Source organism: Ammonicoccus luteus, from assembly GCF_050880385.1.
In the GTDB taxonomy this organism is placed as follows: domain Bacteria; phylum Actinomycetota; class Actinomycetes; order Propionibacteriales; family Propionibacteriaceae; genus Enemella.
In genome coordinates this window covers 139990-155273 of record NZ_JBNZCI010000009.1, presented here as the reverse complement: position 1 = coordinate 155273, position 15284 = coordinate 139990, and the positions used below count along the sequence as shown (strand labels likewise).

Below are 15284 nucleotides of genomic sequence, written 5' to 3'. Positions count from 1 at the left end.
GTGTCGGCGGTGAACTCGTGCCAGACCCTGCCCTGGTCATCCGTGATCGCGCAGAGGTCGTCGTGGACTGGTGGGCCGGGCTTTTTACCGTTCTTGCCGCGCTTCTTACCGAATGCGGACCACCACCGGTTGTCTGAGCAGATGCGCCACGCCGTCCTGGCTGTCATCGCCACGCCGGCATCGCGGGCCTCGTCGAGCAGGTACCGGTAGCCGAACTCGGGGTCGTCGGTGTGAGCGTCGAAAAGAGCGTTGGCACGGTAGGCCTCGTCGAGTTCGGCGTTCGTGACCGGATCCGCGAGCCAGCGGTAGTAGGGCTGACGGGCGATCTTGAGCACCCGGCACGTCACCGTCACGGGGATTCCGTCAGCGGCGAGGTCACGGACGAGCGGGTAGCTCATTTTCCCGGCAGATGAGCCTGGGAGAAGTAGGCCGCGGCCCGTCGCAGGACCTCGACTTCTTGTTCCAAGGTCCGGATCCGCCGCTTGGCCTCGCGTAGCTCAGCCGACTGAGTCGAGGTGGTACCGGGCCGTTCGGCGTCTTCAATGTCGGCCGTCTTCAGCCATGAGTACAGCGTCGTGAAGTGGATCCCGAAGTCTTTGGCGATCTGGGAGAGCTCGACACCGGGCTCACGGTTCCGAGCGACACGCACGACATCGTCGCGGAACTCCTTGGGGTACGGCTTGGACACGGTGAACATCCTTCCAGCCCAACGCGAGGGTTAGGCAGATTGGTTGTCACCTATCCGTGCAGCAGACCCCTGGTCGAGGCCTGCCCGGTCGATTCGGAGAACTGGTGAGCTGGCGCCGGTGGTGACCATTGTGACCGACAATGGCGGCCCTTTTCGTCCTTTCGGTTCGAGTCCTTTATCGCCGCCCATCCCGAGCTGCTTCACGTGCGCACCCGGGTGAGGACCCCGGGACAGAACGGGTCCCGGGAGCGTGGTTTTCGGCACGCTGAAGTACGAGCGGCTCTACCTCGAGGAGATCGACGACGCGTTCATGCTCACTGAGCGGGGCCGAGGACTACCGGATCGAGTACAACGAGCTCCGGCCGCACGAGGCCATTGCCTGGAACCGGCCCAAACAGGTGCACGTGGCCTGGCCGACCCCACCACCCCGACATTCCAAGGAAAGGAAGCCCTGCCAACTACTTGACGCGGAAAAGGTGCCTCAGTTTCCTGAGGTTTGTGGGCTACTAACCACTCCCTCCTGTTGTGGTGGTGGGGGTGACGACCCTGTTTCCAGGTTTGTCAGAAGAGAACGTGAGTACCCGGTCCTCCCCCCTTTTCAGGGGGGGAGGGGGATTACTTACTTTTCTGGAAACGAATCTCCTAGCACGGAGCGCTTCACTCTGAACTTTCTCTTCGGGGGGGGGAGTACTTACTTTTCTGGAAACAGGCTTGATCGCATCCGGCTCTATATCGTCGGCGAGGCTGAACCTCCACAACCTCCGCCCCTGCCCAGTGGTTGGGGCAACCTCATCGCAGTCGAGAATGCCGAGCATCTGCAGCGCCTGCAGTTCCCGATCAATCGTGTTGTGAGGCTTGCCGAGTCGCTTGCGGACCTCGGTGGTCGAACTCTGCGGATGACTGGCGAGATCGTCGATGATGGCGAGTCGCAAGGGCGGAACTGAATCCCTCGCGCACCGGATCGCCAACCGCATCGCCTCGCCTCGCGTCAGGCCTATGGCGGTGCCGCCCCGGAAGAGTTGGGTGAGCTGCTTGACGAACCGGGTCGGCATCTCCGGTGCTTGGGCATCGACCACGTTGCCTTGGTAGTCCCGCTCGACAGCGGTCCGGGCGCGGGTCACCAGGTCAGCCGCTGCCATCAGACGGTCCTCGATATCGTCGGTCAGGTCCGCCGGGCTTCCCCTTCCGGCGATGACTCCACCGGACACCAGGGACAGTTCTTGGCGCATCTGCTGCTCGCTGCCGGTGTTGAGGATAGCCTGTCGGGCGGCCTCAATCCGATTCACGGTGGAGTCGGATCGGATAACCACGAACCGATCCCCCATGGCGGCGATCACCGAGTGGTGGGTGTCCCAGACGCTGGTCACCGCCCCGATGATCGTGATGCGGCCTTTCCATTCGAGGGTCTGGCCGCCGTCGACGGCCATGTTGCGGCTCCACCGGCCGTCATAGATCTCGCGGAGGGCTGCCAGCACCTGTGTTCTACTCTCGCGTGCCATCGACAAGATCGTGGTCACGTCCTTGATGACCAAGGTCCCGGATCCGATCTTACGGAGCAAGCCACCAGTGGCGTCAGCGGCACGTTCTTTGCGGGACGTCCCGCTGAGCAAGGCACCCTCCGACGCGATCGACGAGACGATCGTGGCACCGGCGCCCACGAGGGTCTGCACGACCTCTGTCTTGGCGTTGCCGGATCCGGAGAGAACCAGCAACCACGCCGGTTCCCCGTCCAGATGCTGGGCGGCAGCAGTCGCGAGAACAGCATCGATGACGTCAAGGTCGAACCCGTCACCGAACCATCGACGGAATGTCATGTGGGCGTCGGCCAGAGTCATCGGCGTTGGAGGAGTCCACGTTCCAGGTTCCTTCCTGGCGGTGTCGCCCACCTGCGCCTGCGCTTGACTCCAACACTTCTTTGCCTGAGCACCAGGGAAATCCTCCTCGACCGGGGCATGCTCGAGGAAGTCCCGCTCGGCCTGGTCCACGTTATACCCGGCCCAACCGGAGTTGGCGAATTCGTTGAGATTGCACGCCACCTCGAAACAGGTCACATCCCGGTTGCCGCGCACTGCCCCTGACAGGCGTCCCAACTCCTCCTCGATCGCCCTCCGAGCGTACGGATGCACCCCCTCGCCCACCGGTCTGACCGGGCCGCTCTGAGCCTTCAATACGGCCTGCGCCACACCACGCGTGAGCACGTCCACGGCCCGGGGCGGCAACTCGGCGATCTCCTCTGGACCTTCCCACCGATACGGCTCGCCCGTGTCCGGGTGCAGCGACGGAGCGACAATCACGTAGCCCCTGGTGCCTTCCTTCAAGTCCACACCAGCCGGCAAATCGTGCCGTTGGAGACGCGTCCCGGGCGGCACCCGGAACCACAGATGCTCCCCACCGTCACCACGGCCCGAGATCGTGGTCTGAGTGGGCGGCAAGGGACCCACCACGGCCTCCAGGGCCTCCCTGGAGCCACGATTGCGGGGGTCGATGTCGAAGACGACGATGCCCTCGGGTATGGCGACGCCGATCATGGCGTCCGGCCACGTCCCCCACCACTTGCGGAGCTTCTCCGGGTCGGTGGTGGCGTTGTGGAAGCCGTTCGAGATCAGCGGAGCCTTCGCGTCCGGACCCTCCCATCGGCACGGAAGGACCGGGAAACCCGCCCCCACCAACCGCAGCACTTCATCGATCATTTGATCGAATCGCGATAGACTGTGGTCAGCAGTGTCGATCGTGTCGGTCCTCTGCGCGCCCCGGGTTCGCCGCCCGGGGCCTTTTCTCTGTGTCATCCCAACTCACCCCCCAGCGCGGAGCAACGAAGCGATCTGCGCCAGCTGCTCCGGGGAGAGTGGGGGTGCTTGGTCGATGGCCCGCTGAACGTGCTCAGCCAGACGAAGTGCTTTCATGCGCTGGCGGGCGGCGACGATTTCGGGATCGTCAGCAGGTCGGGTCTTGGATAGAACGGCTACTCTTGCGCGCTCGGACTTCCACGAAGGGGACACAAAGGCCTCCGGACAGGAAAAAATCTTCCGCCCGTCGAGGCGCTTCGGGAGGGTGCGTAACGTTATCGCACCTAACGGTCAGGTTCGGAAGACGTCGCGTCCGCCTGCTCTTTTACTATAGCGTCGAGTTCAAGCAGCGTCAGTTCGGTCTGCCCCCTCTTGGCCACCTCGAATAGGGCCGAGTGCAGCGTTTTCGGCCTGTAGGCATGATTTCGACGCTGGGCTGGTTTCCGGCGTCGGCACCGAGAACAAACCAGCCGATAGCCGTCCCAGTCCCGCTTTGATCTGATCTCACTACTCGCGATCTCACCATCGGGACCTTTAGCAGACACGATGCGGAGTTCGGTGCCCTTACGTCTTGAGGGTCGGTGATCCTTTCTGGTCTTGCGCTCGACCCACGCGCGGCCGTCGAAGATGAAGTTGGTCACTGCCTCCTTATATGGGTGTTCGTTGCAGTAGACAAAGATCTTGTAGCCGGACTCAATCACCGAAGCACCGCCTGCCACTCGGTCCCACCACCTGGGTGGCCACGCCGATCGGCCCCGTCGGCAGAGGTGCCGTACGGCTGCCGAGGGCGACGAAACTCAAGAACAGAACCAACAGGGTCAACGTCACGCTGTCTCGCCATCGTCACCCGCCAGCCCGCCAAACGTATGAAAGCCGGTCCGGCGTCCATGGTTCGCCGCGGCGCGATGCCGGTTGGACGACGACAGCCTCCAGGACCGTCTCGATGACGGCTCGTAGCCGGTCCTCATCCAAATCCTCCAGATGCTCTGCGGACACCGTGGCCGGTAGTGCGGTTGCGCTGATGTACCGGGCTCGCCTGGTGCGGAGCTCCGCCAATTCGGCCTCCTGCTCGCGGTGGTGTTGATCTGGACCTTGGTGCGACTGGCGCGGGCCGTGAGGCAACTGCGCGGGCGGGGTTCTGCGCGGGTGGAGTAGGGGTCAGTGTGTGCTGTCCGGGGACCAGGGCTGGACGAACGCATTGCCCGGACGCCCCTCGACGGCGAACTTGAGTGCCATCGCGGTCGCGCCGTCGAGTTGCTCACGGATGATGTCCGCGTGCCCGGCATGCCGGGCGAACTCGTCGATGTGGTGCGCGAGCAGCAGCCGCTGGGACGCGATCTCCGTGTTCGGCTGATCGTCCCAGGGCTGCGGGCCGACCTCGATCTCGGCGGCCGGGTCCATCGCGGTGATGGCGGCGCGATAGCGCTCGCGCGTGGCGTCGAAGGCGGTCAGCAGGCCATTGAGCGTCTCCGAGCCGGTCGGGGTGAAGCTGCCGTAGAACTCTGCCGCACCATCGGCGCTGTCGGGATCGGCTGTCTGCCCGTCGCCCTCGACGCGCGGCACGGTCTGGCCCATGACCCAGGTCGTGTGCTTGATCAGCCCGGCGATGGACAGCGTGGAGCGGGTCGGCCGGGACCGCGCCTGCTCGTCGGTGAGCCCGTGGGCGGAGTTGCGGATGCCTTGGAGCATCTCGTCGATATAGCCCGTGAGCGTCTGGGACTCGGTGAGGATGGCAGGAAACATGGGGTTCTCCATTCGTGGGGGTGTGGCTTCGAGACGCGCCTTCGGCGCTCCTCAGCCGGCGTCAGCGGTGGGCATAGAGGTCGCGCAGAAGTGCGATCTCGGCGCCGTGGTGGATGAGCTCGCGGTTGATGTGGAGGACGAGCGTGATCATGGGCTCGTCGGACCACGGGCCCTCGGCCTCGCCGCAGGGTGCGGCCAGACCGTCCTCGCCGAGGCTGCGGACGCCGGCGATCCAGGCGGCGTACTCGGTGTCGAGTTGCTCCAGCGCCTCGCGTGCAGTGCCGGCGTACTCCCACTGGAAATAGTCCGTCTCCGGCCCGCCGAAATGACCGGCGTTGCGCATCGCGAGCACGCCGACGATGACGTGCCCGAGTCGCCAGGCGATCGTGGTCACCGGGCTCGGGGACGGTTCCGGCATCTCCCAGTCGATCTCGAAGTCGCCGGCCCCGGCGGCCATCGGACTCGCGCCGGTGCCCTTGGGGCGAACGTTCCAGGAGTTGGGGACGGGCTCCCAGGTGTACTCGTCATCGGTCAGACCGTCGAGTCTCGGTCGCAGGTGGTTGGTCCAGTGCCAGTCGAGTTGTTCGAGCGCGGCGGGAAGGGTGGGTGCCTGCATGGTGTTCTCCGATTCCGTTGTGCGGATGAGTCCAGCCTGGCGGGTCAAGAGGACAGATTCGGTCCGCGATGCTCCCCGTGCGGACAGTTTCTGTCCGCAGCGCCTGCGAGAGTGGAGGCATGGCCGAAACCACCCGCCGCGTGCTCACGCTGCTCAGTCTCCTGGAGTCCCGTCCGACCTGGTCGGGGCCCGACCTCGCCGAACGCCTCGGCGTGACGACGCGGACGATCCGTCGTGACGTCGAGCGGTTGCGCGAGCTGGGCTATCCCGTGCACGGGGAGCAGGGGAGCGAGGGCGGTTATCGGCTGGGTCGAGGGCGCCGGCTGCCGCCGCTGGTCCTCGATGACGAGGAGGCCGTCGCGGTCGCGCTGTGTCTGCGTCAGGGCGCCGGCGGTGGGGTGGCCGGCATCGAGGAGCAGGCGCTGCGCGCGCTCACCAAACTCGACCAGGTCCTCCCGGCCCGCCTGAGCGCCGAGGTCCACGCGATCGATGACGCTACCGCGGCGCTGCCGCCCGCCGGCGGGCCTCGCGCGGACGTCGGTCTGTTGACGCGACTCGCGCACGCCACCAAGGAAACGGTGCGGGTCCGGTTCGACTACACCGCTCGGGACGGTGCGGTCACCTCCCGGCACGTCGAGCCCTATCGCCTCGTGACGACGGGCCGGCTCTGGTACCTCTTCTGCTTCGACCTCGACCGCGACGACTGGCGTACCTTCCGGATCGACCGGATCGGCGACCTCCACGTCACGACCTTCCGGTTCCAGCCCCAGCCTTCCCCAGATCCGGTCGAGCACGTCCGTCGGGCGTTTCCGCGTGCTCCGTGGCCGCACGTCACGACCGTGCGTTTCGGAGCGCCCCTGGCGAAGGTGCGGGCACGCATCCCGGAGCAGTACGCCACCTGCACCGCCGACGGCGACGATGCAACGATCGCGGTGTGCGGCAGCGACAACATCGACGATCTCGCTCGCCACCTCGCCCTGGCCGCCTTCGACCTGGGTGCCGAGCTGACGGTTATCGATCCACCCGAGTTCGCGGCGCGCATGCGTACGCTGGCCGGGCTGCTGGTCGGCTGAAGCGACAGCACGTGATTTGGTGTCGACCGCCGCGTGCGGGAGCATGAACCAAGTGTTGAGTGTCCGTGAGCTGGAGGTACGCGCGGGAGCGCGGCTGTTGCTGTCCCCCGTGTCGTTCCAGGTGTCCCCGGGCGACAAGGTCGGTCTCGTCGGGCGCAACGGCGCAGGCAAGACCACGATGACTCGCATCCTGGCGGGGGAGGGACAGCCGGCGGGCGGTCAGGTCACGCGTACCGGCAAGATCGGCTATCTCCCGCAGGACCCCAAGACGGGCGACCTCGACCAACTCGCGCGTGATCGCATTCTCTCCGCCCGCGGGCTCGACGGGATCCTGCGGCGCCTGGAGACCTATTCCGCGCAGATGGCCGATGCGGAGACGCACGACAAGGCGATGGCCTCCTACGCGCGGGCGGAGGCGGAGCTGATCGCGGCGGGAGGGTACGCCGCAGAGGCCGAGGCCGCCCGCATCGCCGCCAACCTCGGGCTCCCGGACCGGGTGCTCGGCCAGCCGCTGCACACGCTCTCCGGCGGTCAGCGCCGCCGGGTCGAGCTCGCCCGCATCCTGTTCTCCGATGCCGACTCGCTGCTGCTCGACGAGCCGACCAACCACCTCGACGCCGACTCGATCGTGTGGCTGCGCGGGTTCCTGCAGACCTATCCCGGGGCCGTGGTGATGATCTCCCACGACACCGGCCTGCTCGAGGCGACGGTCAACAAGGTCTTCCACCTCGACGCCAACCGCGCCGAGCTCGACGTCTATTCGATGAACTGGAAGCGCTATCTCCAGCAGCGCGAGACCGACGAGAAGCGGCGCAAGCGCGAGCGTGTCAACGCCGAGCGCAAGGCGGACCAGCTGCTGACCCAGGCCGCCAAGATGGGCGCGAAGGCGACCAAGGCCGCCGCCGCGCACAGCATGGCCCGCCGCGCGGAGAAGCTGCTGGCGGGTGTCGAGGGCGAACGCGCGCAGGACAAGGTGGCGCGCATCCGTTTTCCCGAACCACTGGCGTGCGGCAAGACGCCCCTCACCGCGGCGGATCTCTCGAAGTCCTATGGGTCCCTGGAGGTCTTCACCGCCGTCGACCTTGCCGTCGACAAGGGTTCGAAGGTCATCGTCATCGGGCTCAACGGCGCCGGTAAGACCACGCTGCTGCGCATCCTCGCCGGCGTCGAGGAGCCGGACACCGGCGAGGTGATCGCGGGGCACGGGTTGCGCATCGGCTATTTCGCCCAGGAGCACGACACCATCGACACCGACCGGACGGTCCTGGACAACATGGTTTCCGCCTCGCCCAACCTCAACGACACCGACGTGCGCAAGATCCTCGGCTCGTTCCTGTTCACCGGCGACGACGTCGACAAGCCCGCGCGGGTCCTGTCCGGCGGCGAGAAGACCCGGCTGTCGCTGGCGATGCTCGTCGTGTCCGGCGCCAACGTCCTGCTCCTCGACGAGCCCACCAACAACCTCGATCCCGCGTCACGCGCGGAGGTGCTGGAGGCCATCCGCACCTATGCGGGTGCCGTCGTCCTCGTCACCCACGACGACGGCGCCGCGGAGGCGCTCGATCCGGACCGAGTGCTCATCCTGCCGGACGGGGTCGAGGACCTCTGGAGCGCCGACTATGCGGAGCTGATCTCGCTCGCGTGAGCGGTGGCGCGTTCCCGCGGGAACGCCCCGTCCCGATCAACGGCGCTTCGGCGGGAGCGGGACGAACCCGCTGGTGCGCCGGGCATACTCCGCCCAGCCCGGCCGCCCGGCCATTCGCTGCTCCGTCAGGGGCTTGCCGGTGCGGAACGCGAGTGCCCACGTCATCAGGACGGGGGACAGGATCGTGAGCACGCCCGGCCACGAGCTCGCCGCGATGAGGAAGAGACCCCACCACACGGCCGTGTCACCGAAATAGTTGGGGTGCCGGGTCCAGGCCCAGACGCCGCGGTCCATGATCGCGCCGCGGTTGGCCGGATCAGCCTTGAACGCGGCGAGTTGCGCGTCGCCGACGGTCTCGAAGAACATGCCGATCACCCACACACCGACCCCCACCCAGGCGACCCAGGTGAGTGGGCCGGTGGCGAACATGCCGACGATCTGCACCATGGCCACGAGAAACATGACGATCAACTGAAAGGCATAGACCTTCGTCAGCATGTGCAGCTCACCCTTGCCTTCGGGAGCTCGTTCAAGGAGATCGACATAGCGCGGGTCCTCCGCGCCGTCCCGCTGCCGCCAGGCCAGATAGCCGGCGAGGCGCAGACCCCAGACCGCGGTGATTACCAACAGCAGGAGCCGGCGACCCTCATCGCCGTGACCCGCCGACGCGACGAAGGCGACGATCGCGGCGACGACGAACCCGAGTCCCCAGACAACATCGATGATCGCGAAGCGCCGCAGGCGACGGCCCACCAGCCACGTGATGACGATCAACGCGGCGAGCGCGAACAGGACGAACGGGAGGGACGCCAACCAGGCGTCCGTCGGGAACGGCGCGAGCATCAGGGTCCTCAGGCGAGGGCGGGGACCGCGCGGCGGCGGAGGAGCAGAGCGGCGGCGAGGACGATCACGGCAGCGACCACCGCGGCGACGCCCACGCTCAGGGAGGCCGGAGTGTCGGTGATCCGGGCGATCGCGATCCAGGCGAGGCCCCACGCGAGCGCAATGGCCGGCGCGAGCCGTCCGCCGAGCTGTCGGGCGAGCACGACACCGAGCGCCGCGGCCACGGCGAGCACGCCGACCGCGAGCAGTTGGTCGCCCGACGCACCCAGCGTCCACCCGGATGCGGACCCGGCGGCGGCGATGTTGGCACAGGTCGCGATGCAGACCCAGCCCAGATAGGCACCGAAGGTGCCGTCGACGATGATCGTGTCGGCCGCGCCCCTCGGCGGCAGCGCGGTGAGCTTCTGCACCAGGACGCCGAGCACGATCACGAGCGCCGCGATGACCGCGACGCTGAGCCAGATCAGGCCGGCCTGAGTGACCAGAAGCCACCCTGCGTTGAGCAGCATCGACGCGCCGGCGAGCCAGCCCGTCGCGCGCGCCCGCTCGGCCGTGTGGTTGGCGGGCAGCCACTGCCAGACCGTGTAGGCAAACAGTCCCACATAGATCACCGACCAGATCGAGAACGCCGGCGATCCGGGGGCGAGCAGCGTGGCATCCGCCGAGAGCGCACCGGAGGACGAGTCCTCAACGGGCGTGCCCACCACCCCGAAGCCCAGCAGGGTGCCATAGACGCAGAGGGCGGCGCTGAGAGTGACCCAGAGTCGGCGCAGCAGATCGCGGTTCATCGGTGCTCCTCGAGTGCGCGGTGGTTGAGGGGCCGCACAATGCCGAGCCTACGGGGGAGAAGGCTAGTTTGTAAAAAGTTTGTCCAGGGTTAGGGGGTTGCCCCGGCTCGAAGTGACGTGGCCACTGCAGTGGCGGCCTCGGCGACCCCTTCCGGCAGTTGCACGGCGCGCCGCACCCGGCCGGCCAGTCCGCCGCCCACCCAGACGGCGATCGGTGGCGCGAGACCGTGCAACTGATCGACGACGTCCTGGGCACGGGGAACCCTGGTCGACAGCGGGGCCCCGACGACCGCCCCGCGCGGCCGCAGCGTCACGGCCGCCGCCACCCAGTCGGCGACCGGCACGTCCGCGCCCAGATAGACCACCTCGACCTGCTGGCGGCGCAGGCAGGTGGCAAAGGCCAGCAGCCCCAGCTCGTGGTGCGCCCGTTCCGGGAGCCCGACCAGCACGGGACCGGTGTCCGGCGCCGGGGAATCGGCAAAGGCGGCGCCCAGGGAGCGTGCGATCGCCGCGGACGTGAAGTGCTCGTGCGCGACGCCCAGTTCCCGGGCTGCCCAGGCATCACCCAGCCTGGCGAGCTCGGGCAGCAGCCACTCGTCGGCGACCCGCTCGAACGGCGCCGCTGCCAGTGCGTCCGTCAGGACGCCGTCGAGCAGGGCCGGGTCGAGGGCGGCCGCGGCGCGGACGAGGTCCAGCCGATCCAGCTCGGCGGCTCGGCCGGACTCCTGGCCGGAGCTCGGGTCGGGACTGGCGGGGGTGGTCCCGACCGTGCGCGCGGCCACCGAGGCGGGAACCCCGGCCGCCACCAGCGCAGCCATCCTGCGCAGCCGCTCCACCTGGGCATCGTCATAGAGCCGATAGCCGCCGGGTGAGCGCTGCGGATCCACCACGCCATAGCGGCGTTCCCACACCCGCAGCGTGGTCTCGAGAACGCCGGTCAAGGCCGCGACCTGCTTGACCGTGTAGCGCGCGGCTGTCGAAGAGTCCACCGGAGGAATGTACCAAGCACTCCACAAAGATTGGACAATCGCGGAGGCGCCGAGCGGCGCTTTCGATCCGTCCGGCACGGTGGGTCGGGTGCGCCGGCCCTGCGCGTGGATGGCCCCTGTTCCGGCTCCTCGCCGCTGCCCTAGGCTCGACGGATGGACCTGACCCAGCGCACGTTCCGGGCTGTTTCCGATCGCGTGGAGGACAACCCCCAGTTCGTCGCCTGGTGGGAATCGGTCATGCTCGGCTTCCTCGCGCCCAGCCCCCAGGAGATGACCGTCGAATGGGTGTTGCGGGAGAGCGTGGGCGACAACTGGCTGCAGCGCGGCTGCTATGACACCAGCCTCCCGGCCGAGGCGTTGTCCGCGGAGCACCCGGTCGGCACCTTCGTGTCGTTCGACAAGAGCATCAACGTGGGGGGCGCGGTGATTCCCGCCCACCTGATCACCGATGTCACCGTGCGACCGAGCCACCGCCGCCGCGGCGTACTGCGCCGGATGATGGTCGACGACCTCGCCGAGGCCCACGAAAAGGGCCACGCACTCGCCGCCCTCACTGTCACCGAGGCCACGATCTATGGCCGCTTCGGCTTCGGTCCCGCGACCTTCGTCCAGTCCGTGCGGCTCAACACCTCCACGCGCTTCGGTCTGCGTACCCCCTCCACCGGTCGCGTCGAGCTCACCAGCCAGGACCAGATGGGCAGGGTGGGCGCCGAGATCTTCGAACGCCACCAGGCCATCACGCCGGGCGCGGTCGGGCGCGGGGTGCTGTACGCCGAGCACCGCTCCGGCATCTTCGATCCGCGGGCCTCCGACCGCAACCGCAGCGTCCGCAACGCCCTGCACTTCGATGACGACGGCCGCCCGGACGGATTGGTCTGTTATGACGTGCGCGAAGAGGGCGGTCACTATGTCCTGACCGTGCGGGACCTCGTCGCGGTCGGCACTCCCGCCTATCTGGGGTTGTGGGAGTTCCTCGCCGGGATCGATCGGGTCGAGCAGATCGATTGGCCCCTCGCGCCCATCGAGGACCCACTGCGGTGGGCACTCGTCGACCAGCGGGCGTACGAGGTGACCGGCATCAAGGACCACCTCTGGCTGCGCATCCTCGATCCGGTCGCGGCGCTGTCCGCGCGCCGCTACAGCTGCCCCGACCAAGTCTTCACCCTCGCCGTGACCGACGACCTGGGGCTGGCCAACGGCACCTATCGGATCGACGTCGCCGACGGCCGGGCCGAGGTCACCCGCTCCGCCGATGAGCCCGACGCGACGGTCGGCGTCGAGGAGTTGGGGTCGATCTACCTCGGCGGCGTACCCGTCCGCCAGCTCCACGTCGCCCGCCGCATCGGGGCCTCCGACGAGGCCGCCGACCGCCTGGGCCACCTGCTGGGCGGTGTCCGCAGGCCCTATTGCAACACCGACTTTTGATCCGGCGCGGCAGGATGACCCCGTGAGCATGGGAATGGGCGGCGGGGGCATGGGCATGGGCCCCCTCAGCGGGATGCGCCGCGACCGGGATGTCGTTCACCACAAGTTGAAGCCGGGGTTGGTGGGGCGGATTTTGGGGTACGCAGGCGCGTATCGCGGCATGATCTCGCTGTTCCTCGTGCTGATCGTGATCTCCGCCGTGCTCGGCGTCGTGCCGCCGCTGTTGTTCAAGGAGATCATCGACCGGGGCGTGCTCGGCGGCGATCTCCAGCTCGTGGTCTGGCTGGCCGTGCTGATCGCCGTGCTCGCGTTCGTTGATGCGATCAGTTCGCTGATCCAGCGCTGGTGCTCCGCCCGGATCGGCGAGGGACTGATCTTCGATCTGCGGACCCAGGTCTTCGACCATGTCCAGTCGATGCCGATCGCGTTCTTCACCCGGACGCAGACCGGCAAGCTGGTGTCGCGGCTCAACTCGGATGTGATCGGTGCCCAGCAGGCGTTCACGTCCATGCTGTCGACGTCGGTGTCGAACATCATCTCGCTCGCGCTGGTGCTGGCCGCGATGCTCGTCCTGTCGTGGCAACTGACGCTCGCCGCTCTCGTGCTCCTGCCGGTCTTCCTGATCCCGGCGCGGATCATCGGTGCCAAATTGGCCGGGCTGACCCGGCAGCAGATGACCCACAATGCCGACATGTCCGCCACCATGACCGAGCGGTTCAGTGTCTCCGGGGCGTTGCTGGTCAAACTGTTCGGGGACGCGCGGCGGGAACATGATCTGTTCGCGACCAAGGCCGACGCGGTGCGGCAGGTCTCGGTGAAGATCGCGATGAACACCCGGTTCTTCATGACGTCGATGACATTGGTGGCGGCGTTGGCGACCGCGCTGGTCTATGGATTCGGTGGCTGGGCCGCGATCGGCGGCACCCTGACCGTCGGGACGTTGACCGCCCTCGCCGGCCTGTTGGCGCGGCTGTACGGGCCACTGACCCAACTCACCAACCTCCGCGTGGACGTCATGACCGCGCTGGTCAGCTTCGAGCGCGTGTTCGAGGTCCTGGACCTGCAACCGGCCATCGCCGACCAACCCGATGCGCGCCCGGTCCGGCGTACCGGTTCGGTCGAATTCGACCGGGTCACGTTCGCCTATCCCGACGGGGGTGGCGGCAGCCTCGCCTCGCTCGAGCTTGCGCTGCCCGAGCACCGCAGCGACGAGCCGGTGCTGCGGGACGTCTCCTTCCTGGCCGAGCCGGGCCAGACGGTCGCGCTCGTCGGCCACTCCGGCTCCGGCAAGACCACGATGACCCACCTCATCGCGCGGCTCTATGACCCGACCACCGGCGTGGTCCGGGTCGGCGGCGACGACGTGCGGGACCTGCAGTTGGGGTCGCTGCAGGATGCCGTCGGCTATGTCACCCAGGACGCCCACATGTTCCACGACACGATCCGGGCCAACCTGTCCTATGCGCGGGCGGACGCCACCGACGACCACATGTGGCAGGTGCTCGAAGCGGCCCAGATCCGACGGCTGGTCGAGGAGTTGCCGGACGGCCTCGACACGGTGGTGGGGGAGCGCGGCTATCGCCTCTCCGGCGGCGAGCGGCAGCGGCTGGCGATCGCTCGGTTGCTGCTCAAGGCGCCCCCGATCGTGGTGCTCGACGAGGCGACCGCGCACCTCGACTCGGAGTCCGAGGTGGCTGTCCAACGGGCGCTCGACACGGCGATGGAGGGGCGCACCTCCATCGTCATCGCCCACCGCCTCTCCACCATCCGCCATGCCGACCAGATCCTCGTGCTGGCGCGGGGACGTATCGTGGAACGCGGCCGGCACGCCGATCTCCTCGAGCGGGACGGGATCTACGCCGACCTCTATCGCACCCAGTTCGCCGAGCAGCACTGAATCCCTGATCAGCTGACTCCTGATCAGCACCAACGCTGGAGGTCCACCGTGCGCAATCCAGACACCCTCGGGCGGAACACGAACCGGTCAAGGGGACCTGCGGACACGTCCGCTGCGGAGACCTCGACCGATGTGCGGCTGCGGGTGGCCGTCGCGGTCGCGGCGGTCCTGCTCGTTGCGCTGCTCGTGCGGAGCTTCGATCCGTTCGGCTGGTTCGACCCGGCCGTTCCGGAGGAGACCTCCGCCGCTGCCGCGGGGGACGTGACGTTGATCGAGATCCGAGAGGCCGCCGAACTGAAAGCCGCGTCGGGCACGTTCTCCGTGCCCGTGACGATGGACACGCCTCGCACAGGCCTTCGCCAACGGCTGCCCGAGTTTCTGGACGGGGAAAAGATCGTCGCGATCTATCAGGGAGATGTGGACGCCACGATCGATCTGCGGGGACTGACCGCCGAAGGCATCGAGGCGGACCCCGCGTCGCGGTCCATCACCGTGCGCGTGCCGGCGCCGAGGCTGTCCGAGCCGAGGATCGATCACGAGAAGTCCGGGGTGGTGTCGCACCAGCGCGGGGTCGTCCGCCGAGTCGAGGACGCACTTGGCGATGGGTCACTGGCGGTCAGGGAGGAGCTCGATCGTGCTGCAGTGTCGGCAATCGCCAGGGCCGCTGCCGAGTCGGACCTCCGCGCGACAGCCGAGACCAACGGCACCCGGTTCCTCACGTTGTTGTGCCAGCGGTTGGGCTATGAGCGGGTGACGATCGAGTACGCAGAGCCCGCGCGTTAGGACCGCCG

General features: G+C 67.7%; 12 protein-coding genes and 1 pseudogene. 5 read left to right on the top strand and 8 right to left on the bottom strand.

From position 1 onward, the window contains the following. The 5 genes and pseudogenes from ACQ260_RS16580 to ACQ260_RS16560 form a co-directional block, all read right to left on the bottom strand. Positions 1-398: pseudogene (locus ACQ260_RS16580) on the bottom strand (hypothetical protein); the annotation flags it as partial. Further along, positions 395-697, bottom strand: a complete 303-nt coding sequence (locus ACQ260_RS16575) for a transposase (protein WP_432560568.1) — start codon at positions 695-697, stop codon at positions 395-397. The gene ACQ260_RS16575 and the pseudogene ACQ260_RS16580, both read right to left, overlap by 4 nt. Before the next feature lie 497 nt (positions 698-1194). After that, the gene (locus ACQ260_RS16570; RefSeq protein ID WP_432560567.1) at positions 1195-3378 is read right to left on the bottom strand and encodes a bifunctional DNA primase/polymerase; all 2184 of its coding nucleotides are present in this window, start codon (positions 3376-3378) and stop codon (positions 1195-1197) included. Between the two features lie 1254 nt (positions 3379-4632). Next, positions 4633-5217: a DinB family protein gene (locus tag ACQ260_RS16565; protein WP_432560566.1), complete on the bottom strand. Its 585-nt coding sequence runs from the start codon at positions 5215-5217 to the stop codon at positions 4633-4635. A 61-nt stretch (positions 5218-5278) separates the two neighbouring features. Further along, positions 5279-5833: a DinB family protein gene (locus ACQ260_RS16560; protein WP_432560565.1), complete on the bottom strand. Its 555-nt coding sequence runs from the start codon at positions 5831-5833 to the stop codon at positions 5279-5281. A gap of 119 nt (positions 5834-5952) precedes the next feature. Here ACQ260_RS16560 and ACQ260_RS16555 point away from each other — a divergent pair, with 119 nt between their 5' ends. Together ACQ260_RS16555 and ACQ260_RS16550 are read left to right on the top strand one after the other, a co-directional pair. Beyond that, positions 5953-6906: a helix-turn-helix transcriptional regulator gene (locus tag ACQ260_RS16555; RefSeq protein ID WP_432560564.1), complete on the top strand. Its 954-nt coding sequence runs from the start codon at positions 5953-5955 to the stop codon at positions 6904-6906. A 52-nt stretch (positions 6907-6958) separates the two neighbouring features. Then, on the top strand, positions 6959-8551 hold the full coding sequence (locus ACQ260_RS16550; RefSeq protein ID WP_432560579.1) for an ABC-F family ATP-binding cassette domain-containing protein: 1593 nt from the start codon (positions 6959-6961) through the stop codon (positions 8549-8551). Between the two features lie 36 nt (positions 8552-8587). On the opposite strand, the gene ACQ260_RS16545 is transcribed toward ACQ260_RS16550, so the two are convergent. The 3 genes from ACQ260_RS16545 to ACQ260_RS16535 all read right to left on the bottom strand — a co-directional run bounded on the left by ACQ260_RS16545 (position 8588) and on the right by ACQ260_RS16535 (position 11171). Next, positions 8588-9394: a DUF1295 domain-containing protein gene (locus tag ACQ260_RS16545; RefSeq protein ID WP_432560563.1), complete on the bottom strand. Its 807-nt coding sequence runs from the start codon at positions 9392-9394 to the stop codon at positions 8588-8590. Positions 9395-9402: 8 nt separating this feature from the next. Continuing rightward, positions 9403-10182: a TspO/MBR family protein gene (locus ACQ260_RS16540; RefSeq protein ID WP_432560562.1), complete on the bottom strand. Its 780-nt coding sequence runs from the start codon at positions 10180-10182 to the stop codon at positions 9403-9405. A gap of 89 nt (positions 10183-10271) precedes the next feature. Beyond that, a complete protein-coding gene (locus ACQ260_RS16535; protein WP_432560561.1) occupies positions 10272-11171 on the bottom strand; it encodes a MerR family transcriptional regulator in 900 nt (299 codons plus the stop codon). A 153-nt stretch (positions 11172-11324) separates the two neighbouring features. On the opposite strand from ACQ260_RS16535, the gene ACQ260_RS16530 reads away from it, so the two are divergent. The 3 genes from ACQ260_RS16530 to ACQ260_RS16520 are packed head-to-tail and all read left to right on the top strand — an operon-like array spanning position 11325 to position 15276. After that, positions 11325-12596: a GNAT family N-acetyltransferase gene (locus ACQ260_RS16530; protein ID WP_432560560.1), complete on the top strand. Its 1272-nt coding sequence runs from the start codon at positions 11325-11327 to the stop codon at positions 12594-12596. Between the two features lie 28 nt (positions 12597-12624). Continuing rightward, the gene (locus tag ACQ260_RS16525; protein WP_432560578.1) at positions 12625-14493 is read left to right on the top strand and encodes an ABC transporter ATP-binding protein; all 1869 of its coding nucleotides are present in this window, start codon (positions 12625-12627) and stop codon (positions 14491-14493) included. Between the two features lie 48 nt (positions 14494-14541). Further along, complete coding sequence (locus ACQ260_RS16520; protein WP_432560559.1) at positions 14542-15276, top strand: DUF4230 domain-containing protein; 735 nt, start codon at positions 14542-14544, stop codon at positions 15274-15276. Positions 15277-15284 lie beyond the last annotated feature (8 nt).